Origin of the sequence: Streptomyces sp. NPDC088706, from assembly GCF_044752765.1 — a bacterium.
In the GTDB taxonomy this organism is placed as follows: domain Bacteria; phylum Actinomycetota; class Actinomycetes; order Streptomycetales; family Streptomycetaceae; genus Streptomyces.
In genome coordinates, this window is sequence record NZ_JBIVLW010000003.1 from 88,218 (window position 1) to 113,937 (window position 25,720).

The 25,720-nt window shown below is 72.2% G+C and carries 24 protein-coding genes and 1 pseudogene; 10 read left to right on the forward strand and 15 right to left on the reverse strand.

From position 1 onward, the window contains the following. Positions 1-162: 162 nt before the first annotated feature. From ACIQAK_RS09875 to ACIQAK_RS09900, 6 genes are all read right to left on the reverse strand, one after another. A complete protein-coding gene (locus ACIQAK_RS09875; RefSeq protein ID WP_366388905.1) occupies positions 163-1,227 on the reverse strand; it encodes an aspartate-semialdehyde dehydrogenase in 1,065 nt (354 codons plus the stop codon). After that, entirely contained in the window at positions 1,224-2,495 is a 1,272-nt protein-coding gene (locus ACIQAK_RS09880; RefSeq protein WP_366388904.1) for an aspartate kinase, read from the reverse strand. Before ACIQAK_RS09880 ends, ACIQAK_RS09875 begins: the two co-directional genes overlap by 4 nt. A gap of 421 nt (positions 2,496-2,916) precedes the next feature. Further along, a complete protein-coding gene (locus ACIQAK_RS09885) occupies positions 2,917-3,663 on the reverse strand; it encodes a DUF1838 family protein (RefSeq protein ID WP_366388903.1) in 747 nt (248 codons plus the stop codon). A gap of 91 nt (positions 3,664-3,754) precedes the next feature. Continuing rightward, a complete protein-coding gene (locus tag ACIQAK_RS09890) occupies positions 3,755-4,414 on the reverse strand; it encodes a DUF5063 domain-containing protein (RefSeq protein ID WP_161266332.1) in 660 nt (219 codons plus the stop codon). Positions 4,415-4,514: 100 nt separating this feature from the next. Further along, entirely contained in the window at positions 4,515-5,114 is a 600-nt protein-coding gene (gene recR / locus ACIQAK_RS09895) for a recombination mediator RecR (RefSeq protein WP_366388902.1), read from the reverse strand. A gap of 88 nt (positions 5,115-5,202) precedes the next feature. Beyond that, a complete protein-coding gene (locus tag ACIQAK_RS09900; RefSeq protein WP_366388901.1) occupies positions 5,203-5,547 on the reverse strand; it encodes a YbaB/EbfC family nucleoid-associated protein in 345 nt (114 codons plus the stop codon). 310 nt (positions 5,548-5,857) lie between these two features. Here ACIQAK_RS09900 and ACIQAK_RS09905 point away from each other — a divergent pair, with 310 nt between their 5' ends. Continuing rightward, complete coding sequence (locus ACIQAK_RS09905; RefSeq protein ID WP_366388900.1) at positions 5,858-6,685, forward strand: SLATT domain-containing protein; 828 nt, start codon at positions 5,858-5,860, stop codon at positions 6,683-6,685. Between the two features lie 72 nt (positions 6,686-6,757). Here the strand turns inward: ACIQAK_RS09905 and ACIQAK_RS09910 are convergent, their stop codons facing one another. The 3 genes from ACIQAK_RS09910 to ACIQAK_RS09920 all read right to left on the reverse strand — a co-directional run bounded on the left by ACIQAK_RS09910 (position 6,758) and on the right by ACIQAK_RS09920 (position 9,715). Next, positions 6,758-7,408 carry a hypothetical protein gene (locus tag ACIQAK_RS09910; RefSeq protein WP_366388979.1) on the reverse strand — a complete coding sequence of 217 codons (651 nt, stop codon included), beginning with the start codon at positions 7,406-7,408 and terminating at the stop codon, positions 6,758-6,760. A gap of 92 nt (positions 7,409-7,500) precedes the next feature. After that, positions 7,501-8,211 carry a GntR family transcriptional regulator gene (locus ACIQAK_RS09915; RefSeq protein ID WP_366388899.1) on the reverse strand — a complete coding sequence of 237 codons (711 nt, stop codon included), beginning with the start codon at positions 8,209-8,211 and terminating at the stop codon, positions 7,501-7,503. 130 nt (positions 8,212-8,341) lie between these two features. After that, entirely contained in the window at positions 8,342-9,715 is a 1,374-nt protein-coding gene (locus ACIQAK_RS09920; protein WP_366388898.1) for an aspartate aminotransferase family protein, read from the reverse strand. 261 nt (positions 9,716-9,976) lie between these two features. Here ACIQAK_RS09920 and ACIQAK_RS09925 point away from each other — a divergent pair, with 261 nt between their 5' ends. The 3 genes and pseudogenes from ACIQAK_RS09925 to ACIQAK_RS09935 all read left to right on the forward strand — a co-directional run bounded on the left by ACIQAK_RS09925 (position 9,977) and on the right by ACIQAK_RS09935 (position 13,132). Beyond that, entirely contained in the window at positions 9,977-10,603 is a 627-nt protein-coding gene (locus tag ACIQAK_RS09925; RefSeq protein WP_366388897.1) for a type 1 glutamine amidotransferase family protein, read from the forward strand. Further along, positions 10,596-11,093, forward strand: coding sequence for a MarR family transcriptional regulator (locus ACIQAK_RS09930; RefSeq protein WP_366388896.1), 498 nt, complete (start codon positions 10,596-10,598; stop codon positions 11,091-11,093). The genes ACIQAK_RS09925 and ACIQAK_RS09930 overlap by 8 nt, the downstream gene beginning before the upstream one ends. 237 nt (positions 11,094-11,330) lie before the next feature. Continuing rightward, positions 11,331-13,132 (forward strand): annotated as a pseudogene (locus ACIQAK_RS09935) (serine/threonine-protein kinase). On the opposite strand, the gene ACIQAK_RS09940 reads toward ACIQAK_RS09935, so the two are convergent. Continuing rightward, positions 13,114-14,367 (reverse strand): MFS transporter, encoded by a 1,254-nt coding sequence (locus tag ACIQAK_RS09940; protein ID WP_366388895.1) that lies wholly within the window; start codon positions 14,365-14,367, stop codon positions 13,114-13,116. The pseudogene ACIQAK_RS09935 and the gene ACIQAK_RS09940 overlap by 19 nt on opposite strands. Positions 14,368-14,618: 251 nt before the next feature. On the opposite strand from ACIQAK_RS09940, the gene ACIQAK_RS09945 reads away from it, so the two are divergent. Then, complete coding sequence (locus ACIQAK_RS09945; protein WP_366388894.1) at positions 14,619-15,164, forward strand: TetR family transcriptional regulator; 546 nt, start codon at positions 14,619-14,621, stop codon at positions 15,162-15,164. A 230-nt stretch (positions 15,165-15,394) separates the two neighbouring features. After that, positions 15,395-16,501, forward strand: a complete 1,107-nt coding sequence (locus ACIQAK_RS09950) for a methyltransferase domain-containing protein (protein ID WP_366388893.1) — start codon at positions 15,395-15,397, stop codon at positions 16,499-16,501. Between the two features lie 26 nt (positions 16,502-16,527). Here ACIQAK_RS09950 and ACIQAK_RS09955 read toward each other — a convergent pair whose 3' ends face one another. Continuing rightward, complete coding sequence (locus ACIQAK_RS09955) at positions 16,528-16,935, reverse strand: hypothetical protein (RefSeq protein WP_366388892.1); 408 nt, start codon at positions 16,933-16,935, stop codon at positions 16,528-16,530. Between the two features lie 156 nt (positions 16,936-17,091). Here ACIQAK_RS09955 and ACIQAK_RS09960 point away from each other — a divergent pair, with 156 nt between their 5' ends. The 4 genes from ACIQAK_RS09960 (at position 17,092) to ACIQAK_RS09975 (ending at position 20,701) form a co-directional block, all read left to right on the forward strand. Continuing rightward, positions 17,092-17,928 carry a DUF5753 domain-containing protein gene (locus ACIQAK_RS09960; RefSeq protein WP_366388891.1) on the forward strand — a complete coding sequence of 279 codons (837 nt, stop codon included), beginning with the start codon at positions 17,092-17,094 and terminating at the stop codon, positions 17,926-17,928. After that, a complete protein-coding gene (locus ACIQAK_RS09965; protein WP_366388890.1) occupies positions 17,925-18,161 on the forward strand; it encodes a DUF397 domain-containing protein in 237 nt (78 codons plus the stop codon). Before ACIQAK_RS09960 ends, ACIQAK_RS09965 begins: the two co-directional genes overlap by 4 nt. Before the next feature lie 2 nt (positions 18,162-18,163). Then, positions 18,164-18,568, forward strand: coding sequence for a DCC1-like thiol-disulfide oxidoreductase family protein (locus ACIQAK_RS09970; protein ID WP_366388889.1), 405 nt, complete (start codon positions 18,164-18,166; stop codon positions 18,566-18,568). Positions 18,569-18,727: 159 nt separating this feature from the next. After that, on the forward strand, positions 18,728-20,701 hold the full coding sequence (locus tag ACIQAK_RS09975; protein WP_366388888.1) for an Ig-like domain repeat protein: 1,974 nt from the start codon (positions 18,728-18,730) through the stop codon (positions 20,699-20,701). 34 nt (positions 20,702-20,735) lie between these two features. Here the strand turns inward: ACIQAK_RS09975 and ACIQAK_RS09980 are convergent, their stop codons facing one another. From ACIQAK_RS09980 to ACIQAK_RS09995, 4 genes are all read right to left on the reverse strand, one after another. After that, complete coding sequence (locus ACIQAK_RS09980) at positions 20,736-22,190, reverse strand: helix-turn-helix domain-containing protein (RefSeq protein ID WP_366388887.1); 1,455 nt, start codon at positions 22,188-22,190, stop codon at positions 20,736-20,738. A gap of 527 nt (positions 22,191-22,717) precedes the next feature. Beyond that, positions 22,718-23,839: a CU044_5270 family protein gene (locus ACIQAK_RS09985; protein WP_366388886.1), complete on the reverse strand. Its 1,122-nt coding sequence runs from the start codon at positions 23,837-23,839 to the stop codon at positions 22,718-22,720. Further along, a complete protein-coding gene (locus tag ACIQAK_RS09990) occupies positions 23,836-24,540 on the reverse strand; it encodes an RNA polymerase sigma factor (RefSeq protein WP_366388885.1) in 705 nt (234 codons plus the stop codon). The genes ACIQAK_RS09985 and ACIQAK_RS09990 overlap by 4 nt, the downstream gene beginning before the upstream one ends. Positions 24,541-24,706: 166 nt before the next feature. After that, positions 24,707-25,591, reverse strand: coding sequence for a glycoside hydrolase family 19 protein (locus ACIQAK_RS09995; protein ID WP_366388884.1), 885 nt, complete (start codon positions 25,589-25,591; stop codon positions 24,707-24,709). Positions 25,592-25,720: the final 129 nt, after the last annotated feature.

The following is a 25,720-nucleotide window of genomic DNA, read 5'->3' on the forward strand; positions in this document are numbered from 1 at the left end:
GCCCGGCCGAGGTGCGGTTGCAGAAGGCCGGGAGATCATCGTCGGATATGACAACGCCCCAGCTCAAGAGGTTCAGACCAGGTAATTGCTCATAGGGCGTTCACAGATCCTACAAAACAGGTTCGATCAATCCGCCGGGCGAGCCGGTTGATCGGGGGCGGCTCAGGCCTGGGTAATTTCGACGGCCACGGATTCGGCGATCTGGGCCACGTTCAAAGCCGCTCCTTTACGGAGATTATCCCCGCAAAGGAACATTTCCAGAGCTCGGGGATCGTCCATCGACCGCCGTACCCGGCCGGCCCAGGTGGGGTCGGTGCCCACCACATCGGACGGTGTCGGGAAATCTCCGGACGCCGGACTGTCGAACAGCACGACGCCGGGGGCGGTGGCCAGGATCTCGTGGGCCCGGTCGACGGCGACCTCGTTCTCGAAGCGCGCGTGGACGGACAGGGAGTGCGCCGCGATGACGGGGACGTACACGCAGGTCGCGGTGGTCCGCAGCTCCGGCAGGCCCAGCACCTTGCGGCACTCCGCGCGGATCGCCAGCTCCTCCGACGACCAGCCGTCCCCCGCGTCCGTGCCGGCCCACGGCACCACGTTCAGGGCGACCGGGGCGGCGAAGGGGCTGTGCGCGGTGGAGGCGCCGTCGCCCAGGACCCGGCGTACGTCACCGGGATGGGTGCCCAGCTCCGTACCGGCCACCAGCGACAGCTGTTCGCGCAGGGCCATGACGCCGTCGCGGCCCGCACCACTGACCGCCTGGTAGGAGGAGACGATCAGCTCGCGCAGTCCGAACTCGGCGTGCAGCGCGCCGACCGCGACGATCAGCGTCAGCGTGGTGCAGCTCGGGGACGCGATGATGCCGCGCGGTCTGAGCCGAGCGGCATGGGGGTTGATCTCCGGGACGACCAGCGGAACGTCGTCGTCGAGCCGGAAGGCCGCCGAGTCGTCGATCACGACGGCACCCTTGGACACGGCGATCGGGGCCCAGCGGGCGGACACCTCGTCCGGAACCAGGAAGAGGGCCACGTCGACGCCGTCGAACACGTCCTCGGCGAGCGCGAGCACCTCGGTCTCCACACCCCGCACGACCAGCTTGCGGCCGGCCGAGCGCGGTGAGGCGACGAGTCTGACCTCGCCCCAGACATCCGCGTGCTGCGAGAGGATGCGGAGCATGACGCCGCCGGTCGCACCGACGACCGCGAGCGAAGGGCGGCGTGCGGTCATCGGCCGGTGCCCCCGTAGACGACGGCCTCGTCGGAGTCGCTGTCGAGGCCGAAGGCGGTGTGCACGGCGCGCACGGCCTCGTTGACGTCGTCGGCGCGGGTGACCACCGAGATGCGGATCTCGGATGTCGAGATGAGCTCGATGTTCACGCCCGCGTCGGACAGCGCCTCGAAGAAGCCGGCGGTGACGCCCGGGTTGGTCTTCATACCGGCGCCGACCAGGGAGATCTTCGCGATCTGGTCGTCGTAGCGGAGCGACTCGAAGCCGATGGGGTCCTTCGCCCGCTCCAGGGCGTCGATGGCCTTGCGGCCCTCGGACTTCGGGAGGGTGAAGGAGATGTCGGTGAGGCCGGTCGACGCGGCGGAGACGTTCTGCACCACCATGTCGATGTTGACCTCGGCGTTCGCGATGGCGCGGAAGATCGCGGCCGCCTCGCCCGGCTTGTCCGGCACGCCTACGACGGTGACCTTGGCCTCCGAGACGTCGTGGGCGACTCCGGAGATGATCGCGTGCTCCACCTTCTGGTCCCCTTGCGGCTCGTTGCTGACCCAGGTCCCGCGCAGTCCGGAGAAGGACGAGCGGACGTGGATCGGGATGTTGTAACGGCGTGCGTACTCGACGCAGCGGTGCAGCAGCACCTTGGAGCCGGACGCGGCCAGCTCCAGCATGTCCTCGAAGGAGATCCAGTCGATCTTCTTCGCCTTCTTCACGACCCGGGGGTCCGCAGTGAAGACGCCGTCGACGTCGGTGTAGATCTCACAGACCTCGGCGTCCAGCGCGGCGGCCAGCGCGACGGCGGTCGTGTCCGACCCGCCGCGGCCGAGGGTGGTGATGTTCTTGCCCTCCTGGCTCACACCCTGGAACCCGGCGACGATGGCGATGTTGCCCTCGTCGATCGAGGTCCGGATGCGGCCGGGCGTGACGTCGATGATGCGCGCCTTGTTGTGGACCGAGTCGGTGATGACACCGGCCTGGCTGCCCGTGAACGACTGGGCCTCATGACCCAGGTTCTTGATCGCCATCGCCAGCAGGGCCATGGAGATCCGCTCACCGGCGGTCAGCAGCATGTCGAATTCACGGCCGGTAGGCATCGGAGACACCTGCTCGGCGAGGTCTATCAACTCGTCCGTCGTGTCACCCATCGCGGACACCACGACAACCACCTGGTTGCCGTTCCTCTTGGCGTCGACGACTCGCTTGGCGACCCGCTTGATGCCCTCGGCATCGGCTACGGAGGAGCCTCCGTACTTCTGCACGACAAGGCCCACGTGCGCTCCTCGCTCAGTCATTACTGCGGTCGGCTCAGTTTAACGAGCAGCCCGGAATCGACCCGTCCTTACCAGATGGTGAGATGTCCCGCCCACGACCCGGTACGGCGTGTCGTCCCGAACTGCTCGTACGAGGCTGCTGCCCATCACCGGAGGACCGCACTCCCTTTTGTGTCCCAGCCCACACCTTCCGGGCGGAACGCGCGAGCCGGGCGTGTCAGTCGGGGTACTCCTCAAGCTTCTCGGTGTCGAACGGGAAGCCGACCGGCTCGGGCGGCTCGACGACCGTGCCGAAGGGCCGCGTGGTGGAGGAGCGGCACGCCACTCCCCCGCCCCGGCGAAGTGCTCGTCGGGCCCGAAGCTCACGGCTCGGGGCTGGAGCCTCGGGCCCACCCGCGGAAAGTGCGCGGCAACCCCACGGCTACCGCGGCGGGTTGAGCTTGCGGAAGTACGTCCAGCTCGTCTCGTTCGGCTCGCTCCACTCCTCGGGGGCGTGGGCGAACTCCGGCTGGTGGTCCGCGATGTAGGCGCGGGTGCGCTCCGGGACCTCCGCGTACGAACCGAGCTTGCGGCCCCGGCAGTGGAAGGTGAGGCCGCCGGGCCGCTGCCCCTGGGCCATCCACGGCAGCCACGGCGACATCCGAGACCACGACATGGTGGCCGGGACGCCGGGCGCGAAGCCGTCCAGGTCGGCGCGGTGGGCGAAGAACTGGAACAGCTCCAGCGCCCTGTAGGTGTCGCCGGCCGAGTGGACGGGGTACTGGGCGACCGGCAGCGGCGAGGGGTAGGCGAGCGGGATCTCCAGGCTGAAGCAGACCTGTCCGCCCAGCTCGGTCGCCGGGATGGGGAAGGGGCGCCACTTCTGGTTGGCCGGGTCGTTCCAGACGTGCACCACCAGCTGGTCCTGCCAGGTCTCCGGGATCTCGCGGGTGGCGGGGTCCAGGTAGAACGCGGCTTCCCGGGTGAGCAGTCGGTACGCGTCCGGCCCGGCCTCGGCATCCGGGACCAGGCGGGCGACGTTGAGTCCCTCGAAGCCGAAGACGCGCTGGCAGGGCTCTTCGGGGGCCCAGGAGTACACGTCTCCCGACCACCAGTACGTGACCTCCTCGCCGTCCAGCGATGCGCGGGTGCGGGCGAAGTCGCGGAGCAGCTCTGCGGGTGTCGTCATGCGCACCACTCTGCGCCACCGCCGCCCCGCCCGGGTGCCCGTCAGCGGCGGTGGCGCGGCGCAGGTCCGCCTCCCGGTGATAGGGACGCGGCTACTTCACCGGCCGCAGCCCCAGCGGCCCCGCGATCTCCTGGAGCATGACGCGGCCCGCCTCCTCCGCCAAGTCGTCCTCGCCCGGGTCCTGGTCGGTGTCCAGGCCGTCCAGCTCCTCCAGGGGCTGGCCGAGGCGGATGTGGGCCACCAGGGACTGGAGGGCGCGCAGGGTGGCGGAGGCGGTGGAGCCCCAGTTGGAGAAGTACGAGAACTGCCACCACCACAGCGCCTCGGCCGTACGGTCCGCCTCGTAGTGCGCGAGGCCGTGGCCGAGGTCGGTGACCAGGTCGGCGAGGTCGTCGGAGATGCGGTGCGGGACCGGGGCCTTGCGGGGCTCGTACGGGTCGAAGACCTCGGAGTAGACGTCGATCGGCTCCAGCAGGGCCGCGAACCGCTCGCGCAGGCCGTCCGCGTCCGGCTCGGGGCCGAGGTCCGGCTCGTAGCGCTCGTCGGGCAGGACGTCCTCGTACGCACCGAGGCGGCCGCCCGCGAGCAGGAGCTGCGAGACCTGGAGGAGCAGGACCGGGACGGCTTCCTCCGGTTCGTCGACCTTGGACACCTCGGTGACCGCGACGATGAACGTCTTGATCTGGTCCGCGATCTGGACGGCGAAGTCGCCCGGGTCCTGCGTGACGGAGTTCAGCGTGGCGTCAGACATCGAGGGGACCTCCCGTGGGCGCGGTCACAGAGACGGTGGAGCGGACGGCGAAGCGGGCGGCGGGGCGAGGAGCCGGCGCCGGGGGCGTACCGCGGTGGCATCAGACATCCAGCAGCCGCCTCCCCTCGAACGCGCGGCCCAGCGTGACCTCGTCGGCGTACTCCAGGTCGCCGCCGACCGGCAGGCCGCTGGCCAGCCGGGTCACCCTGAGGCCCATCGGCTTGACCATCCGCGCCAGGTACGTCGCGGTGGCCTCGCCCTCCAGGTTGGGGTCGGTCGCCAGGATCAGCTCCGTGATGGAGCCGTCGGCGAGCCGGGCCAGCAGCTCGCGGATGCGCAGGTCGTCCGGGCCGACGCCCTCGATGGGGCTGATCGCCCCGCCCAGGACGTGGTACCGGCCGCGGAACTCGCGCGTCCGCTCGATCGCCACGACGTCCTTCGGCTCCTCGACCACACAGATGACGCTCCGGTCGCGGCGCGGATCGCGGCAGATCCCGCACTGCTCCTGCTGGGCGACGTTGCCGCACACGGCGCAGAACCGGACCTTGTCCTTGACCTCCAGGAGGGCATGGGCGAGGCGGCGTACGTCGGTGGGCTCGGTCTGCAGGATGTGGAAGGCGATCCGCTGCGCGCTCTTGGGACCGACGCCGGGCAGCCTGCCCAGTTCGTCGATGAGGTCCTGAACAACGCCTTCGTACAACGGAACGCCTTTCTTCGCTTCCTGCTCCGTACCGTAGTGGGTACGGGTCGGTACCAGTAGGCCCCTCGGCCTGATCGGAACGGCAGGATCAGAACGGCAGGCCCGGGATGGAGCCGCCGCCGCCCAGGCCCTGGGCCAGCGGGCCGAGCTTCTCCTGCTGGAGGGTCTGCGCGTTCTCGTTGGCCGCCTGGACGGCCGCCACCACGAGGTCGGCGAGCGTCTCGGTGTCCTCCGGGTCCACGGCCTTCGGGTCGATCACCAGGGCCCGCAGCTCGCCGGAGCCGTTGACGGTGGCCTTCACGAGGCCTCCGCCCGCCTGTCCGTCGACCTCGGTCCGCGCCAGCTCCTCCTGAGCCTGGGCGAGGTCCTGCTGCATCTTCTGGGCCTGCTGGAGCAACTGCTGCATATCGGGCTGGCCACCACCGGGAATCACGGTCACTCCTGGCATTTCGTCGACAAATGTTTCGGTCAAGCCGAGCCTACGTGGTCCCCGGTCACCGCGCTTCACCCGCCGGGGACCAACTCTTTCGGGTGAGATTCGGAGACCGCCGTGATGACTCCTATACCTGACCAGCGGCCCCGCACAGGCGGGAATCCCGCGATTTCGACTCCGCAGCCCACCATTCGGCGGTAGGAAGAGGATGCACATCGATACACGTGCGCACATGCGTGGTGACGCAGAGTTACCCATGGGGAAGTCCCGAGCGTTCGTCCCGTCCGTCAGAGTGCAGAGGAGTGCCCCGGTGAGCCAGCCGGAGATGCAGCCCGAGGGGCCGCCCCGCAAGGAGTCCGACGCGGGTTCCGGTGAGAGCGGAGCGGAACGTTCCGCTTCAGACTCCCGGGGCGGTGGGGCCGGCGGGTTCGGAGCCCCCGGGTTCGGGGCCGGCGGGCACGATCTGACCGGGCGGCCCTTCCCCCTCGGGGACTGGGGCGAGCCCGCCGAACGGCTCGACGAGCTCTACCGCTGGGTCGAGACGGGCGCCCTGGCCACCGCGGACTGGTATCTCGAGGACCGGGTGTGGAAGCGCCGGGGGGCCAGGGCGCTGCGGCTGGGCACCGCCGCCGGGGTCGTCGCCGGGGCCTCGCTGCCACTGCTGGACCTGACCGGCACGTTGAGCGGGTCGGCGGGGTGGGGGTATCTCTCGCTGCTGCTGGGCGCCGCGTGTATGGCCTGCGACCGGTACTTCGGCCTCACCTCCGGCTGGATAAGGAACCTCGCCACCGCGCAGGCCGTGCAGCGGCGGCTCCAGGTGCTCCAGTTCGACTGGGCGTCGGAGTGCGTACGGGAGACGCTCGGGCCCACCGAGGGGACGGCCAGCGAGGCGGCCGAGCGGTGCCTTGGGGTGCTGCGGCGGTTCTCCGAGGACATCACGGAGCTCGTGCGGTCGGAGACGGCGGACTGGATGGTGGAGTTCCGGGCGGGGCCCGCGCCCATGGGGACGCAGGCGTTGGTGTCGGGGACCGCGGGGGCGCGGGCCGAGCCGGGGGGGCTGCCGGGACGGTTCTCCGTGCCGTCCGTCGTCGCCCGGCCGAACATGCCCCGGCAGCGGCCCCCGGAGGCGCCGCGGTAGGGGGCCGGCCTCGAACGCCGGACCAGCCCGGGTGGGTGCGGGCGAGCTGGAGTTCGGGCCGGCGGGCGGGCGTCAGCTGAAGATGATCATCGAGCCCTGCGCCAGGGAGCGGGTCGCCGCCGCGTGCAGGCCCAGCCAGACGTGGCGTTCCCTGGCGAACGGGCTGTCGTCGTACGGGACCTGGGCCGCCGGTTCCTCCAGGGCCGTGGGGCCCGGGGGCGGCTGGGGGGCGGCCGGCGGGTTGGCCGGGTCGATGCCGATGGACGGGGCCACGTACTCCAGCTCCCGGAGCAGGCCGTGCGCGGAGCCCAGCGGGCCGCCGCCCTCCAGCAGCGCGTCGTTCGAGAGCGGGGCCGCGAAGTCGACCGGGACGTACGCCCCGGCGTGGTCGTAGTGCCAGACCAGGTGCGACTGCCGCGCGGTCTGCTCGAACATCTCCAGCAGCTGCTCGTAGTCACCGCCCAGCCCCTCGACCGGGGTGACGGCGAGGCCGCTCAGCTGGAGCAGGTAGGCGCGGCGCAGGAAGTGCAGGGCGTCGTAGTCGAAGCCCGCCACCGGGGCCACGTCCCCGTTGAGGCCCGGCATGTAGGCGAAGACGGGGACGGGGGGCAGGCCCGCGTCGTTCAGCGCCCTGTCGTAGACGGCGATCTCTTCGGCGAACGGATTGTCGGGGCTGTGGCACAGCACATCGACGAGGGGGACCAGCCACAGGTCACAGGCCACGAAGTCTCGCTCTCCCACGGGTTCGGCGCTCGTCGCAACAGCGTAATGCGGGGCGAACCCCGCGCACAGTGCCCCGGCACGGGGCATGCGTCCTACTCCCGCGAAGGCTCCCGGGTCTCCCCGGCCTCCGGTGCCCCCCGGGCCTCCAGGTGGTCCGCCCAGGCCAGCGCGTGGGCGTAGTACGACTGCATCGCCGCGAGCACCCGGTCACGGTCACCGGCGGCGATCGCCTCGACCAGCTCCTCGTGGCCGAACCACAGCACATGCTCGTCCGCGTGCTCGCCGCGCAGCCGGTGCACGGTGAAGACCCAGGCCTGGACGCGGAGTCTGGCGAGGAAGGCGGTGATGTACGGGTTGAGGACGAAGGCCCCGATCTCCCGCCAGAAGCGCAGGTCGTACCCGATCAGTACGTCGAGATCGCCGCCCTTCGCCGCGCGGACGGCCTCCAGGGCCCGGCGCCGGATCGGGGCGAGCGCCTCGGGCCGGACGGCGACCTGGTCGGCGGGACTGCGGAAGATGCCCTCGACGACGAGCAAGCGGGCCTCGACCATCGCCCGGTAGTCCCGGATCGTGAACTCGCGGACCTGGAAGCCGCGGTGCTGGTCCGAGGCGAGCAGACCCTGCGCGGAGAGGTCGAAGAGCGCCTCGCGGACGGGCGTCGCGGAGACCCCGTACTGTTCCGCGATCTGCTTGACGGTGAACTCCCGGCCCGGGCGGAGCCGCCCGGCCAGCACTTCGTCGCGCAGCGCGTCGGCTATCTGCTGGCGCAGCGTACTGCGGGTCACACCTCCGCTCGGACCCATGGATGACCCTTCCCGTTCGTCAGCGGTGTTCCGCCGTGTTGCGGCTCGGGTCACCTTAAGGCAGCGCGTCCGCCGTGCCCGATTTCGGGCACGGCGGACGCGCTGGATGTCCGTGAGGGTGGCCGGACGCTTACACGGTGTGCTCGTCAGCGGCCGCGAGCGCGATGTCCAGCGCCGCCAGGCCCTCCTTCGCCTCGGCCTCCGTGACGTTGCAGGCGGGGACGGCGTGGGTGCGGTTCATGTTGATGAACGGCCACAGGCCCTGCTTCTTCGCCGCCGCCCCGAAGGCGGCCATCGGGGCGTTCGCCTCGCCCGAGGCGTTGTACGGGACGAGCGGCTCGCGGGTCTCCCGGTCGCGGACCAGCTCCAGCGCCCAGAACGCGCCGAGGCCGCGGACCTCGCCGACCGAGGGGTGGCGCTCGGCCAGTTCGCGCAGGCCGGGGCCGAGGACGGTCTCCCCGATCCGGGCCGCGTTCTCGATGACCTTCTCGTCCTCCATCACGCCGATGGTGGCGACGGCGGCCGCGCAGGCCAGCGGGTGACCGGAGTAGGTGAGGCCGCCGGGGTAGGGGCGGGTCTCGAAGGTCGCGGCGATCTCCGCACCGATGGCGACTCCGCCGAGCGGTACGTAACCGGAGTTGACGCCCTTCGCGAACGTCAGCAGGTCCGGTACGACGTCGAAGTGGTCGGCGGCGAACCAGGCGCCGGTCCGGCCGAACCCGGCCATGACCTCGTCCAGCACGAAGACGATCCCGTACCGGTCGCAGATCTCGCGGACGCCCGCGAGGTAGCCCGGCGGCGGGGTCATGATGCCGGCGGTGCCCGGGATGGTCTCCAGGATGATCGCGGCGATGGTGGACGGGCCCTCGAAGGCGAGGGTGTCCTCCAGGTGCTGGAGCGCGCGGGCGCACTCCTCGGCCTCGGTCTGCGCGTAGAACGGCGAGCGGTAGAGGAACGGCGCCCAGAAGCGGACCACGCCGGCCGAGCCGTTGTCGGAGGGCCAGCGGCGGGGGTCGCCGGTGAGGTTGATCGCGGTGGAGGTGGCGCCGTGGTACGAGCGGTAGGCGGAGAGCACCTTCGTACGGCCGGTGTGCAGCCGGGCCATGCGGATGGCGTTCTCGACGGCCTCCGCCCCGCCGTTGGTGAAGAAGATCTTGTCCAGGTCGCCAGGGGTGCGCTCGGCGATGAGGCGTGCGGCCTCGGAGCGCGCCTCGACGGCGAACGCGGGGGCGAACGTGGCGAGCTTGCCCGCCTGCTCCTGGATCGCGGCGACCACGGTGGGGTGCTGGTAGCCGATGTTCGTGTAGACGAGTCCGCTGGTGAAGTCGAGGTAGCGGTTGCCGTCGTAGTCCCAGAAGTAGGCCCCCTCGGCGCCGGCGACGGCGAGCGGGTCGATGAGGCCCTGGGCGGACCAGGAGTGGAACACGTGCGCGCGGTCCGCGGCCTTCACGGCCGCACCGGCCGCGGGGTCGGCGTACGGGGCATGAGGGGCATGAGGGGTCATGCGGGGAGCGTAGGCGCTGGTGGGGGGCGCTCTCCATGGCCATGTTGTACGGCGTGGGGCGCGGGGTTCGGCAGGGTGTCGGGTCGGGTGGCCCGGGCGGCCCGGCCCGGGTTGCCCGGCCCGGGTTGCCCGGCCCGGGTTGCCCGGGTGCCTCGGGTGCCCCGGGCGTCCGGGCGGTCCGGGCGGTCCGGGCGGTTCGGGAATGCTTGACAGTGCACTGTCGTTATGACAGTCTTCTGTCATCTACTCCAGGAGGTCGTCATGACCAGCACCACGAACGGAACCGTCGTCCACCTCGCCGTGTACGACACGCTCGCCGACTGGGAGACCGGGTACACCACCGCCTTCCTCGCGCAGAACGGCTACACCGTGCGGACCGTGGGGCCGGAGCGGGAGCCGGTCACCACCATGGGCGGGATGCGCGTCCAGCCCGATCTGGCGCTGGCGGAGCTGCGCCCCGAGGACAGCGCGCTGCTCGTGCTCCCCGGGGCGGCGCTCTGGGACACGAGGGACGATCTGGCGCCGTTCGCCCGGACCGCGCGGGCCTTCCTCGACGCCCGGGTGCCGGTGGCGGCGATCTGCGGGGCGACGGCGGGGCTGGCCCGCGAGGGGCTCCTCGACGACCGGGCGCACACCAGCGCGGTCTCCTTCTACCTGGCGGCCACGGGATACGGGGGTGGCGCGCGGTACGTGGACGCGGACGCGGTGACGGACGGCGGGCTGATCACGGCCGGGCCGACGGAGCCGGTGGCGTTCGCGCGGGAGGTGTTCGGACTGCTCGGGGTGTACGGGCCCAAGAAGCTGGACGCGTGGTACCGGCTGTTCCATGGCTCCGACGCGAGCGCGTACGAGGTGCTGGAGGGTGAGGGTGAGGACGAGGGTGAGTGAGGGTGCGGGTGCGCAGGACGTGCGGGTCCGGCAGGACCTGTTGAGCCGGGCCGCGCTGACGGTGTTCCGGCTGAACGGGCAGTTCCTGTCGGTGGCCGACGAGTTGGCCAGGCCGGGTGGGCTGACGGCGGCCTGGTGGCAGGTGCTGGGGGCGGTGCTGCCGGAGCCGTTGCCGGTGGCGGGGATCGCGCGGGCGATGGGGATCACCCGGCAGAGCGTGCAGCGGATCGCCGACCTGCTGGTGGGGCGGGGGCTGGCGGAGTACGTCGAGAACCCGGCCCACCGCCGGGCGAAGCTGTTGCGGGTGACGGGGGCGGGGCGGGACGCGGTGTCCCAGATCGACCCGGCGCACGCGGAGTTCGCCGCGCGGCTGACGGAGGAGCTGGGGCCGGAGGGGTTCGCGGAGGCGGTGCGGGTGCTGGAGCGGTTGTCGGTGGCGGTGGAGAAGGTGACCGCCGGCCCTTCCACCTCAAGCCCGTCCGGCGTCTGAGGACGGAGCCGGGGAGCACGGGTCCGGTGCGCGGGCATGGGCGGCGTTCCGGCGGAACCGCGCACTCAGGCGGGCCCCCACCGGGCAAGGGTTCCGTCCCCGATCGCCGGACCGGCTGGATGTGCGCACCGCCCCCCTCCAGCCGAGGTTCCGTCCCCGAACGCCGGACGGGCTGGGGTGACCGGCCCCCGTGGCGTCGGCGCTATTGTCGTGCGGGCCGCAGGGGAGGAACCGCACATGGACAAGCTCGGGCCCGACGACCCGCACCACATCGGCGCGTACCGCCTCCTCGCCCGCCTGGGAGAAGGCGGCATGGGCCAGGTCTTCCTCGCCCGCTCCGACCGAGGCCGCACCGTCGCCCTCAAGCTCGTCCGCCGCGAACTCGCCGAACAGCCCGAGTTCCGCGCCCGCTTCCGTCAGGAAGTCCGCGCCGCGCACCAGGTCGGCGGCGCCTGGACCGCCCCCGTCCTGGACTCCGACACCGAGGCCCCCGTCCCCTGGGTCGCCACCATCTACGTCGCCGGCCATGCCCCTCCCTCCACCGCGTCGTCTCCGGCCGCCCGGGCGCCCCCCTCATCGACTCGGGGGCGTACGGCCCGCTGCCGATACGTTCCGTCCAGCTCCTCGGCTCCGGGCTCGCCCACGCCCTCCAGCACATCCACCGCGCCGGGCTCATCCACCGCGACCTGAAGCCGTCCAACGTCCTGCTCACCATCGACGGCCCCCGGGTCATCGACTTCGGCATCGCCCGCGCCCTGGAGTCCGTGGCCGACAGCGACTTGACCCGCACCGGCGCGATGATCGGCTCACCCGGGTTCATGGCCCCGGAGCAGGTGCGCGGCGAGCGCGTGACCACCGCGTGCGATGTGTTCTGCCTCGGCTCCGTCCTCGCGTACGCGGCGTCCGGCCGGCTCCCGTTCGGTACGGCCGAGAGCGGCGGGGTGCACGCCCTGATGTTCCGGATCACCCAGCAGGACCCGGATCTGACCGGCGTCCCGGCGGAGCTGGCCGGGGTCGTCCGGGACTGCCTGTCCAAGGACCCGGCCGCCCGGCCCGCCCCCGACGAGCTCCTGTCCCGGCTCGGCGAGGCGCAGGCGGACGAGCCCTGGCTCCCCGCCACCCTCATCGCCCAACTGGGCCGCCACGCGGTGGGGTTGCTGGACGCGGAAGACCCGCAGGCCCCGGTGCAGCCGGTCGCCCCGGGGGCTTCGGTGGCCCCAGCGGCACCGGTCACCCCGATCACCCCTCCGGGACCGGTCGCCCCACCAGGACCGGTGGCCCCAGCGGCACCGGCCACCCCGATCACCCCACCAGCACCGGTCGCCCCAGTGGCCCCGGTGCCGCCGGTCGCCCCAGTGGTCCCGCCGGCAAGGGGCCATCACCAGGACCCCCACCCCGGCCCCGCCTACAACACCGACAACACCCCCCTCCCACCCGCCTACTTCACCCCGGCCCCGGACCTGGACCCCGCCCCCGTACCCGCGCGCCGCTCCGCCGGTGCCACCGTCGCGCTCGTCGCCGTCGCGGTCGTCGTGGCACTGGGGGCGGGTGGGTCCGTGTACGCGTTCATGAACGGCGAAGCCGGAGGGAAGGCCGCCCCCGGCCCGTCCACCTCCACCACCCCCTCCCCCTCCCCCTCCGCCTCCGCCTCCGGAAACGGGGCAGGGCCCGACGCCGGGGACGCCCTCCCCGACGGCTACCTGGGCAACTGGACCGCCTCCATCCCCGGCGACGGTGGCGCGTCCACCCGGAAGCTGACCGTCCGCCAGGGCGGCCCCGGCGACCAGGTCCTCTCCCTCACCGCCGAGGGCCCTCTCGCCTCGGGCGCCACCTACCACTGCGAGTTCACCGCGCCCCTGGCCGCCTGCCCCGCCGCGGGCGGCCCGGTCCGCATCGGGCCCTCCACGGTCTCCTCCGGCGAACCGATCTCCTCCTGCTCCCCCGGCGAGGCCACCGAACTGGTCCTCCGCCCGGACGGGACCCTCCAGCGTTCCCGTACCGGTTCGGGCGAGAGCCTGATCTACACCAGGTCGGACTGAGCGGACGGCACCTCGGCCGACGAGCCCGTCCGTCGCAGCGCCCCCGTGATCAGCGCAGCACCCCCCAGCAGCACCAGCACCACGATCATCGCCGCCCGCAGCCCCACCTGGTCGGCCAGGAAGCCCAGCGAGGGCGGGCCGACCAGGAACGCCGCGTAGCCCGCCGTCGAGACCGCCGCGACCCGGGCCGAAGCGTCCCCCTCCCCCTCCCCCGCCGCCGAGATCGTCACCGGGAACCCCAGCGAGGCACCGAGCCCCCACAGCACGACCGCCGCCCCGGCGAGCAGCGCGCTGGACGAGAAGACCACCAGCGCCACGCCCGCCGCCGCCACGAGCGCGCTCGCCCGGACCACGGCGGCCGGACCGAACCGCACCAGCAGCGGCCCGCCCGTGAACCGGCCCGTCGTCATCGCCACCGCGAACAGCATGAACGTCAGCGATCCCGCCGTCGCACTCGTCCCGTGGCCGTCCACCATCAGCAGCGGCAGCCAGTCGTTGGCGGAGCCCTCCGCGAACGCCATGGCCAGCACGATCAGCCCGATCAGCACCAGCCGCCGGTCGCTCCAGACGGCCACCTGCCCCCGCCACCCGCCGGTCCCGGTCCCGGCCCGCTCCCCGTGAGCGTCCTCGGACTCCGCGTCCTCACGCCCCGTGCCCGCCGGGACCCCCCGTACGGTCCACACCCCGGCCGCCGCCACCGCCACGGCCACCGACGCCAGGTGCCAGCCGACCGGGAACCGTATCGCCGTCAGCCCCATCCCCAGCAGCGCGCCCACCACCGTGCCGAGGCTGAAGCAGCCGTGCAGCACCGGCAGGACCGGGCGCCCCACGGTCCGCTCCACGGCCGCGCCCTCGATGTTGAACGCCACCTCCGCGAGCCCCATCCCGGCCCCGAACAGCGCCAGACCGGCGAACACCCCGCCGGACACCTCCAGCGCCGCACCCACCGCGATGACCAGCAGCCCGGCGACGAGCAGCCCCGCACCGACCGCGATCACGCGCCGTCCGCCGTGCCTGCGCACGAGGCCGCCGGAGACCAGCACGCCCGCCATCGAGCCGATCGAGAGCCCGAACAGCACCAGGCCCATCGAGCCGGTGGACACGTCCAGCGCGTCCCGTACGGCGGGCGTCCTGGCCACCCAGGACGCCATGCTCACCCCGGTGGCGAGCATGAAGAGGAAGAGCGCGGCGCGACAGCGGCGGGTGCGGGCGTCCATGGCCGGCATGACGTTCATCAGTACGGTGCCTCGGCAGACGGGAGGTGGCGGAGGTGACGGGAGGTGACGGGAGGTGGCGGAGGTGACGGGAGGTTGAGCGTACGATCGTACGCCTGAGACGTACGTCCGTACACTCCTCATCTCCCCCAGTGCCGCCTCCCCTCGCGGGCGGAGGTGAGCCGGTCCCCGCCCCGGCAGAGGCGTGATCCCGTCCCCCGCCTCGCGCTCTATGCTGCGAGCAGGTACCAGGCCGAACGAGGAGGCGCCGGGTGGCGACAGGGCGCACCGACCCCGACCGGCGGGACCGCATCATCGACGCGGCGCTGGACGTCATCGTCGACGAGGGCGTCGCGGGGCTCTCGCACCGCAAGGTCGCCGCCCGCGCGGGCGTGCCGCTCGGCTCGATGACGTACCACTTCTCCGGCAGGGACCAGCTGCTCCACGAGGCGTTCACCCGGTTCTCCGGCACGATCGTCGCCGTCTTCGAGGAGCGCCTCGGCGCCGCCGGCTCTCCGGACGAGGCCCGCGAGGCCGTCGCCGACCTCGTCCACCACCTCTCCAGCGGCAACCAGCGCGAGCTGATCCTCACCCACGAGCTCTACACCCTCGCCGCCCGCGAACCGGCCTACCGCGAGCTCACCCGCGCGTGGATGAGCCGCAGCCGGCGCGCCCTGGAATGGCACTTCGACGCCCCGACCGCCCGTCAGCTCGACGCCCTCATCGAGGGCCTGTCCATCCACCGCGCCCTGGAGACCGAACCGCACGACCGCGCCCTGACGGTCGAGGCGATCGCCCGGATCACCGCCCCGGCATGAAACACCCGCGAATAACGGACGGTTTCGGCCAATTGTGCCAATTACCTCCGCAGAGTGTGCACAGCGCGGGACGATAAGACGTCTGTAGACGCATCTGTCCTGGAGGCCATCATGGGCACGCACGGCAAGCCGGCACCGGACCCGTCGCAGGGCAAGCCACCGCCCGGCAACTCGGACGGGCAGGTCCCGCCCTCTCCCCCGCCCACCGGCACCCGTCGGAAGTAGCCCGCGTGTTGGAGGATCGTCGCCTGCGCCTGCTGTCCGCGATGGCCGAAGCCGACCTGTGGCCTGCGGACTCGCCCTGGGTCCGCAAGGCCATGGAGTCCGTGCCCCGGGACCGCTTCGCCCCCGAGACCGTTTGGGCCTGGACAGGTGAGCGGTACGAGGCGGTGCGCCGGGCCGAGGTACCCGAGGCGTGGACGGCCGAGGTCTACCCAGGTCCCTACGGATCGACGGTCACTCAGGTCACCGACGACATGCCGACGTCCAGCATCTCGTGCTCCGCCATCGTGGCCACGATGCTGGACTCACTCGTCCTGGAGCCGGGGCACCGGGTGCTCGAACTGGGCACCGGCTCCGGCTGGAACGCCGCTCTGCTCGCCGAGCGCGCCGACGAGGTGACCAGCATCGAGGTCGACGTCGAACTCGCCGCCCGTGCCCGCCGACGCGTCGAGGCGGCCGACCGCCGGGCCCGGGTCATCACCGGTGACGGCGATGCCCAGTTGCCGGAGGGTGAGGCCTTCGACCGGGTCATCTCCACCTACGCCGTGGACCACGTGCCCTGGACGTGGGTGGAGCGCACCCGCTCGGGCGGCCGCATCGTCACCCCCTGGGGGCACACCGGGTGCGTCGCGCTCACCGTGGCGGAGGACCGGGCGTCGGCGACCGGGTGGATGCAGGCTCCGGCCCGCTTCATGCCCAGCCGTCGCAGCGGGCGCCTGCCGTCGCCATTCGACCGTGTACGAGCCGGAGGCAGGGGCCTACCGGCCGCGTTTCCCAGGCCGTTGCAGACGCTGTCCCGCCCCGATGTGCTGTTCGCGCTGCGCGTGCTGTTGCCGGACGTGCAGATCGACACCCGGACCGGGGGCGACACACAAGCGGCCTGGCTCAGTGACGGCTGCTCCTCCTGGGCCGTCCTCGAACAGACGAGTGCCGGGGTGACCGCACGCCACGGCGGGGAACGCAATCTGGTTGACGAGGCAACCCGGGCCTGGAGCGCGTGGGAAGAGCGCGGTGCACCTGGGATGTACGACTTCGGCCTGCACCTCACCGCCGACACCCACCACGTCTTCGCCGGCGACGACCCGCACGGCCCCGGGTGGACCCCACTGGCCTGAGGGCCTCTCGACCGTGGCCGCGCGTCTCAACGGAACAGATAGGCCACCGCGTTGATCAGAATCAACGTGTGGACGAAGCGCGACGGACCCGTCGGCGGGTACCGCCACGCCAGCGGCCAGGTCCGGCCGTCCAGGGCCGGGACGGGTACGTAACTCACCCGGTTCCTGGTCGCGTTCAGGATCGTCACCTCGCGCGGCCAGCAGCGGTGCGCGGTCGAGCCCGGCGGTACGAAGAAGTAGACCCCGCGTCGCCCGTTCGCCTCGGTCACCACCGGGCCGGGCTCTCCCCCGACCAACTCCTCCATCAGGTCCGCCAGCCGCCGCCCGGCCTCGCCGTCGACGCGGACGGCGTCGAATTGCACGCCCGCCTTGCGGAGTTGGAATCCGTGGTCCGGGACCCAACCGATATTGCGTTCACCATTCAGTGCATTCACAGGGCGATTGTGACCCTGATCACCTAGCGTTCTCTACGACTGGCGAGGGGCGTCGCACACCCGTTGACCTGGGCGAACTTCGCTGTTGGGCAGTTGATTTCAGCCACATCGCGTAGTGACCGGTTGAGTTCGGTTGAGTCGAAAAGAGATCACGTCATGGCCAGTGCGGAGAACAAGGAAACGGCCAGTCCGGCGGCGAAGCTGGTGGCCAAAGTGACGCGCATGCTGCGCGTCCAGCGGGACTGGTCGCAGGACCGGCTGGGGGACGAGCTCGGCTACTCGGCGGCTGCCGTCAGCGCCATGGAGACGTGCGCACAACCCGCCAGTGACGCGATGCTGGTGGCGCTGAAGCGCGTCCTGAGCGAAGGCAGCGAGGTCTTCGAGACGGCGCGGCTGTACATGCGGATGGAACGGCTGCCTGAGCAGTTCCAGGACTACGCGCTGCTGGAGCAGGCCGCGATCAGTCTCCAGCTGTTCGCCGCCAACGTCATCCACGGGCTCTTCCAGACGGAGGCGTACGCGCGAGCGCTCATCGGTGGCTCGTATCCGCCGCTCTCCGACGAGCGTGTCGAGGAGCTGGTGCAGCTGCGCATGGCGCGCGCGGCCCTCTTCGACCGGGATCCGCTTCCGATGATCGAAATCATCATCGACGAGGCCGTCCTGCGCCGCGTCATCGGCAGCGAGGAGATCATGCGGGAGCAGCTGCTCCATCTCGTGGAGTGCGCCCGGCGGCGTAATGTCACGCTGCTGGTGCTGCCTATGGATGCTGGGAAGTATGGAGAGTACGCGGGTGATCGCGGCTCGATGAGCCTGCTGGAGACTCCGGAGCATGAACATCTCGTCTATCTGGAGCCGCAGGACGAGAGCCTGCTGATCAGTGACCCGGCAAAGGTGAGCACCTACGCTCAGCGCTATGCGAAGATCCGGTCACAGGCCCTGGGTCCTCGTGAATCGCTGGACCTCATCATGCGGTTGGCAGGAGTGAAGGAATGAGCAGCACCCTCCGGTGGTTCAAGTCCAGCTACAGCAGCGGCAGCGGCGGCGAGTGCATCGAGGTCGCCTTCGACTGGCGTAAGTCCTCCTACAGCAACGCCAGCGGCGGCAAGTGCGTCGAGGTCGCCGCCTGCCCCCACTCCGTCCACGTCCGTGACTCCAAGGTCACCGACGGGCCCGCCGTCGCCGTCGCGCCCGACGCCTGGTCCGCCTTCGTCACCTGGGCGGACTGAGCGTGCCCGCTCGGCCCGTCCTCGTCTACGACGGCGACTGCGCCTTCTGCACCACCTCCGTCACCCTCGTGACCCGTTGGGTGCGGCCTCGATGCACCGTCACCCCGTGGCAGTTCGCCGACCTGGATGGCCTCGGCGTCACCCAGGAGCGGGCCGAGCACGAGGTGCTGTGGGTCTCGCCGCTCGGGACGGTGTACGGGGGCGCGCAGGCCGTCGCCAAGTTGCTGCTGAGCGCCGGTGGGGGGTGGGCCTGGCTGGGCGGGCTGCTCACCCTGCCTCCGGTGCGGTGGATCGCCCACGGCGTCTACCGGCTCGTCGCCGCCAACCGCACCCGCCTGCCCGGCGGCTCCCCGGCCTGCGCACTGCCGGCGGACCGCAGGCCGGGCGGCGTACGGTCCGCGCCCTAGGGACGCCGGCCCGGGGGAGAGCAGGGCCGGGCGGAGGGGCGCGCAAAGCGCGTTGCCCTGTCGGTGGCATGCCTTATTCTGCGATCCGGGCCGCGCCCCTTGGTTGCTCTCACCTGGGGTGACGCGCGGCCCCTTCATACCGTGGGGGTATCAGTAACTGTGCGTACGCGCAGAATTTCGACCGCGACGGCGTTCGCGGTCCTCTTCAGTTCCGTCGTGCTGGTCGGCGGGGTGGCGAGCCCGGCCGCCGCCGACAGCCGGGTCGACGTTCCGGTCACGTGGCTTTCGGACTCCGTGCTGGACGGTGTCCATCAGCGGCTGTTCCTCAGCGACCGCAGCTCGGGCAAGATCGTCGCCATCGACTTCACCGGGCGGACGCTCGCCACCATCCCGGGTCTGCCGCAGGTGACGGACCTCGCTCTCAGCCCGGACGCGGCCACCGTGTACGCGGCCGTACCGGGCGCCGACAAGATCGTGGCCGTCGACACCGCCACGCTGCGCGTGACGGCGCAGTACCCGACCGGCCAGGGCACCGAGCCGTCCACGGTCGCCTACGCCGACGGGCGGCTCTGGTTCGGGCACGGCCGGAGCTGGGACTCGGCCCTCGGCTCGGTGGACCTGACCGGTGCCGAGCCGGTGGTGGCCCTCGACCAGGGAGCGGGCTTCGACTGGTCGACGCCGCCCACGCTCCACACCGACCCGCTGGCTCCCGGGACGCTCGTCGCCGTCGACAGCGGGATCAGCTCCGGTCCGATCGTGATCTACGACATCACCACCGGCGTCCCCGCCATCCGCCTCCACGAGGGCAAGGGCGGCTTCGTCAACGACGTCGACTTCACCCCGGACGGCGCGAACATCATCGTGGCGGGCCGGCGCGGCCCGTCCGTCGCGGAGTACCGGCTCAGCGACCTCGCGGAGCTGCGGACCTTCCCCGGCCCGGGGCAGGGCGCCAGCGTCGCGGTGGCCCCCGACGGCACGGTGGCGACCGGCACGGCCGACTGGTTCGAGGACCCGGACCTGTACGTGTACACACGGGGGTCGGGCCAGCCGGGCAGCACGCGCAATCTGCACGACACCACCGGGCTCGCCGAGCGTGGTCTGCACTGGTCGCCCGACGGCAGCAAGCTGTTCGCCCTGCACGACGCGCACAGCGGCTCGACGACCCCGATGACGATGCTCACGGCGCCCCGCTCGTACGTCACCACGACCACGGCGAGCGCTCCGGCCAAGGCGACCCGGGCCAAGGCCCTCACGGGCAGCGGCCGTACCAGCGCGAGCCTGCCGCTGCCCTCGGGCACGCAGCTGGCCGTGACCCGAACGGACCTGGAGTCCCCCAAGGGCAAGGCGATCGGTTCCGCCAAGGTCGACGCCAAGGGCTTCTACACCTTCAAGGACACGCCGCCGACCGGTGGCAGGGTGACCTACAAGGTGGCGTTCGTGGGCGACGCCTCGCACACCAAGTCCTCCGCGACCGCCTCCGTCGCCGTCTCCCGCGCCGCGACCACCCTGAAGCTCAACCGGAACAAGTCGCTCCACGCGTACGACAAGAACGTCTCCTTCACCGCGACCCTCGGCAAGACGCACAAGAACCGCGTCGTCGAGCTGTGGGCCGACCCCTTCGGCGCCGACAAGCCGAAGAAGCTGATCAAGAAGGCCAAGGTCAACTCCCAGGGCAATCTGTCCGCCACGGTCACCATGAAGCGCGACACGACGGTGACCGCCGTGTTCGCCGGTGACGGCCGGTACGCGCCGAAGTCGGTCAAGTCGACCGCGTACGCCCAGGTCAAGGTCTCCACGACGCTGTCCAGGCACTACCGGACGGCGAAGATCGGCAAGACCACCTACGCGTACTACAGCAAGAAGAAGAACCCGGACTTCACCACGTCCATGACCTACTACCAGGGTCGTGCGCAGAAGTTGAGCCTTGAGGTCAATTACCAGGGCAAGTGGTACGACGTGGGCCAGCACTACTTCCCGCTCGGCTCCAACGGCAAGTCGATCGTGACGCTCGAAGGCCCCCACGAGACCGGCTACAAGATGCGCGTGCGCTCCTCGTACATCAACGGCTCCTCCGGCGACTCGGTCAACTCCACGACGCACGGGGCCTGGAAGTACTTCATCTTCACGAAGTAGCGGCCAGGAGCAACGGCCGGCGGCTCCTGCGGGCTCACGGCCTGACGTCCTGGGCCCGCAGCGCCAGCCACAGGTCGTAGCGGGCGCTCGGGGGGCGCAGCAGCGAGCGCTGGAGCACGGTCTCCAGCCGGGTGAGGCGCTTGCGGGCTCCGGGGACGGAGATGCCCAGCTCGGCCGCTGTCGGGCCGAGCCGGCCCTCGCAGCGCAGCCAGGCGCGCAGGGTCTCCTCGGCCGGACCGACCGGACCGACCGGACCGACCGGACCGGCCGGAGCGCCGCCCACCAGGGCCGCGAGCGGGGCGAGTTGGCGGGCGGCCCACTCCTGGACGGCGGGGCGGCGCAGGACCTCATCGAGGTCGTGCGCCGCCCCGTTCGCGCGTCCGGGGCCAGCCGTGCGCTCCGCCTCCGCGGTGTCCGGGGTGCAGACCGGGGCGGGGGTGGCCCGTATCCGCAGGGCCAGGTCGAGTGCCGCCTGGTCGGCCAGCCGGTGGAGGTCCAGGCCGAGCAGTTCGCCGATGAGCTTGAGGCGGGCGGCCAGGGTGTTGCGGTGGACCTTGAGGTGGCCGGTCGCGTGCGACGAGAACGCCAGCCAGGACGCGGCGGTGGCCGCGAGCTCCTGGCTCCCGGGGTCCTGGGCCCGGCGCGGCACATGGGTCAGGAGTGGGGCGAGCAGGGTCTCGGCCCACTGCCGCCCGGCGGGGCCGACGACGAGCGCTGGCTCCGGTGCGTGGCCGAACCGGACGTGTCGGCCGGGGAGTTCGCGGGCGACGGCCAGGGCGTGGAAGGCCTGTCGGTAGCCGGTGGCGGTGTCGGCCAGCGGCACCCGCTCGCTGACGCCCACCACGCAGCCGTCCACAAGGGCGGCGACGGCCTCGTCGGTGGCGGTCCCCGCCGGCGCCTCCTCCGCCGGCATCACCACGATGAGGTGGCGGGCGTAGACCGGGCACCGCACGATCCAGGACCGCCCGCCGTCCGTCTCGACGCAGACCCGGGCCACCTCGTCCCGGCTGTCCCCGGGGCACTCCACGACACAGACCCGCACGGGGTCGGGGAGCCGGGGGCGCAGCGCACCGGCCACCTGGCGGGCGGTGGAGAGCTGGCCCGTCATCAGCAGGTGCAGCACCGCCTCCCGGCCTCGCGACTCGGCGAGGTCCACCCGGCGCCGCTTGCGCTCGACCGCCTCGGCCTCCCAGCACAGCGAGAGCGGCATCAGCACATCGGCCAGCAGCGTGGCGAGCCCGCCGGCCACGGGGCGGGGGGTGACGACGGCGAGGAGAGGGGCGGCGGCGCGGTCGCCGGCGTGCAGGGCGTGCAAGGCGGCGTGCAGAGGGAAGAGCAGGGCGGTGTGCGCGCCGGTGTCGTGGGAGTACGCCAGGGCCCCGCGCTCGGCCAGCGCCCGCACCCCTTCGGCGACCAGCTCGGCCACGTCGGGGACTTCGGGGGCCTCGGGCCGGGGGACACGGGCCTCGGGCAGGGGGGCACGGGCCACGGGTCGGAGGGCACGGGCTGCGGGTCGGAGGGCACGAGCCTCGGGCCGGAGGGCAGGGACCTCGGGCCGGGGGGCACGGGCGTCGGGCCGGAGGGCACGGGCTGCGGTGCCCGGCACGGTCCCCGACGCGCTCAGCACCGTCCCGTCGGAGCCCACGATCGCGGCCCACCCGTCGGCGCGCCCCGCCAGCCAGCGCAGCAGCTCGGCCGTCCCGCCGTTCCGGGCCAGGCGCTGCATCCTGAGCAGGTCGTCGGCCCGTTGCCGTGCTCGCACATGATCCCCCGATCACCACTGTGCGGACTGTTACCCCCGCCTGCGCCACACTGGGCGCATTGAACCTCCCCGTGCCCCTACCCACCGATCTATGGTCCGAACGTGCCGTTCCGGAACCGGTGGCAGCGACTCACGGGGGTGGTCGCTGCCACCGGTACCGGGCGTCCCGCCCGGGGCGGCCGTTCGCGCTCCGGCCCCGGACAGCAGTGCGTGCTGCGGCCCGGGGCGTGCGTGTGGCGGCCGGGACGGGGGCCTCAGCCCTGCGGCCGGACCCCGCCCTCGTCCACCACGGACCGCTTGAGCACGGCCTCGGCGTCGAGCAGGGCGCCCTTCCCGCCGATCTCGGTGTCCTTGGTCAGGAAGGTGCGCGAGCCCAGGAAGGCCAGGCCCTCCGGGTCGAAGACCCACTCCGAGCGGGTGGCGTGCCGGGTGTCCTCGCGGGCGATGCCCACCCCGTGGCGGCCCAGCGCGTCCACCGCGTCGGGGGCCTCGGTCACGCCGGGGATCAGGGCCGCGGCCCGGTAGAGCGCGGCGGCCGTCTCGGGCGGCAGCACGGTCTCACCGATCAGGTGGCCGATGTTCTCGAACACCGCCTGGGCGTGCTCCTGGCCCTCGTCCTTCGGGGTCAGCGCGGTGAGGTGGTCCAGCAGCTGCCGCGGGTCGGTCGGGAGCGCGGCCAGCCAGCGGTAGGTGGGCCGGTGCAGCCCCTCGCGGGTGCCCTCCGCGTCCCCCAACTCGGCGTTGATGGGGAGGGTTTCGCCGTCCTGTCGGATGAAGCCGAGCTTCTTCTGCGGGCCGGGCTGCTGCGCGTACCAGATCTCCCGCTCCGTCGGCGGGCCCGTCACCAGCTTGCCGCTGGTGAGGTCGCCGGCCTGGACCTGGCTGCGTACGTAGACGAACTGGTCGTCGCCGACCGGCCCGGCCCCGCTCTTCGCCGCCGCGTCCGAGATCCGGCCGAGCACCAGGGCCACCGGCTGAGCGTCCCCGGCCCGCTCCGGGGCCGACGCACCGCCGCCCGCCCGTGCCGGGCCCTCGCCGCCGCCCTGCGCGGAGTAGCCGGCCACCAGCGCACCGGCCAGCGCGAGTGCGGCGACCGGGGCCAGGAAGGACGGGCGCAGCAGACGCGGACGGGCGGGGGCCTGCGGCCGGCCCGATGTGCGGCCAGGGGTGCCGCCCTGGGCGCGGGTCGACGCGCGGTCCGGGGCGCGGTCCCGGGCGGCGGCTGCGGCGGTGTCGTGGTCGATCTGGTTCATCAGGCGTTCCCTGTGGTGCTCGTGGCGGCCCGGCGGAAGGGCGAATCCGGTGGCGGGCGGCAGCAGCCGCGCCAGTTCGGCGCGGTCGTCCCGGCCGTTGTCGGTACCCGTGGTCGCGGTCATCGCGGTCCCCCCTCTCCTGGCAGGGCGACGAATGCCGCCCTGCCTCCTACCTCTCCGCGGCCCCGGCCCGGTTCCCGCCGTTCCCGGGCCGCTTCCCCGCGCTCCCGCTCCAGGTGCTCGCCCGCCAGGCCGCGCAGCCGGGTACGGGCCCGGGAGAGCCGCGACCGTACGGTGCCGACGGGGACGCCCAGCGCGGCCGCCGCCTGCGCGTAGTCCAGCCCGGCCCAGACGCAGAGCGCCAGCACCTCCCGCTCGGGCTGCCGCAGGCGGTCCAGGACCGCCCGTACGGCGGCCAGCTCCCGCTGGTGGTCCAGCCGCTCGGCGGAGGCGTCCGCGAAGTCCTCGGTCTCCGCCGGCTGCGGCTGCCGGGCCAGGAACGCCAGCCGGCGGCCGACCCCGCGCCGGTGGTTGCGCGCCTTGTTGGTGGCGATGCCGAGCAGCCAGGGCCGCAGCGGGCCGCCTTCCGGGTCGATCTGCTCGCGGGTGCGCCAGGCCGCGAGGAAGGTCTCCGACATCACGTCCTCAGCGGCGGAGAGGTCACCGGTGAGGCGGCAGGCATGGCTGTAGACGGACCTCGCGTACCGGTCGTAGAGGGCGCCGAAGGCCTCCCGGTCGCCCGCGCGGACGCGTTCGCGTACGCGGGCGTCGTCCGGGTCGTCGGGCGGGTGCGCCGGGTGCGCCGGCTGTTCGTTGTGCTCCACGCCCGGTACCTCTCCGCGGCGGCCGCCCGGTTCCCGTGGTCCGCGTCACAGCGGGGCCGGCGCTGTCCGGACGATTGTGCCCAGGGGCCCCGGAACGGCGAAACGGGGGGTGTGCCCGGCAGTGGCCGGACGCACCCCCCGTTCGGGGTGGTTCACCCGCGGTGGATCAGCAGCTCAGGTTCGAGCCGGTGGTGGTGCCGAGGATCTGGGTGAACTGCGTGAACTTGTCGATCCGGCTCTGGACCTGTGCCGGGTTGCCGCCGTTGCACTCGATCGAGCCGTTGATGGAACGGATCGTCTCGCCGAACCCGCGGTTGTCGACGATGGCGTTGTGCGGCGTCATGGTGCCGGGGCCGTTCTGGGTGTTCCAGTACCAGAGGCCGGTCCTCCAGGCGACGGAGGCGTTCTGCTCGACCAGGTAGGGGTTGTTCAGCAGGTCGATGCCGAGCGCGTCACCGGCGGCCTTGTAGTTGAAGTTCCAGCTCAGCTGGATGGGGCCGCGGCCGTAGTACGCGGCCTGGCCGGCCGGGCAGCCGTAGGGCTGGGTCCGGTCGCAGTAGTGGGGGTAGTTGGCCTCGTTGATCTCCTTGATGTACACCAGTCCGCCGGTCTCGTGGCTGACGTTGGCCAGGAAGGCGGCGGCCTCGCGCTTCTTCACCTCGGCACTGCCGGTGTTGGCGAAGGCCGGGTAGGAGCTGAGGGCGGCGGTGAGGCCGCTGTAGGTGTAGAAGGAGTTCCGGTTCGGGAACATCTGGTTGAACTGGGCCTCGCTGACGACGAAGCCGGTGCCCGGCTGCTCACCACCCCCGCCGGTGCCGCAGGCACCCTTGTCGGCCCAGACGTCGGAACTGCCCGGCCGCTCGTTCTGGGTCCACCACTTGGCGGTGTAGTTGCGGCCGTTGTAGGAGACGTTGCCGCCGTTGGTGTAGACGGCGGAGGAGCTCCAGGCCGTGGCGCAGGTGGCGGCCTGCGCGGTGGCGGCGGGGAGGACGACGAGCGCCGCGACGACCGCGCCGAGCGCGACCAGCAGGCTGAGGACACGTCGGATCACGTGATCACACTCCTTTGACGCGGCGCGACGTCCGGCCGTGCGCCGCCGTGGGGGTGCCGACACTCAAGCGATGATGGTCTGGACCTGTCAAGGTCTAGACCAGAGTTCGCGCAGATGCCCGCACCCCCG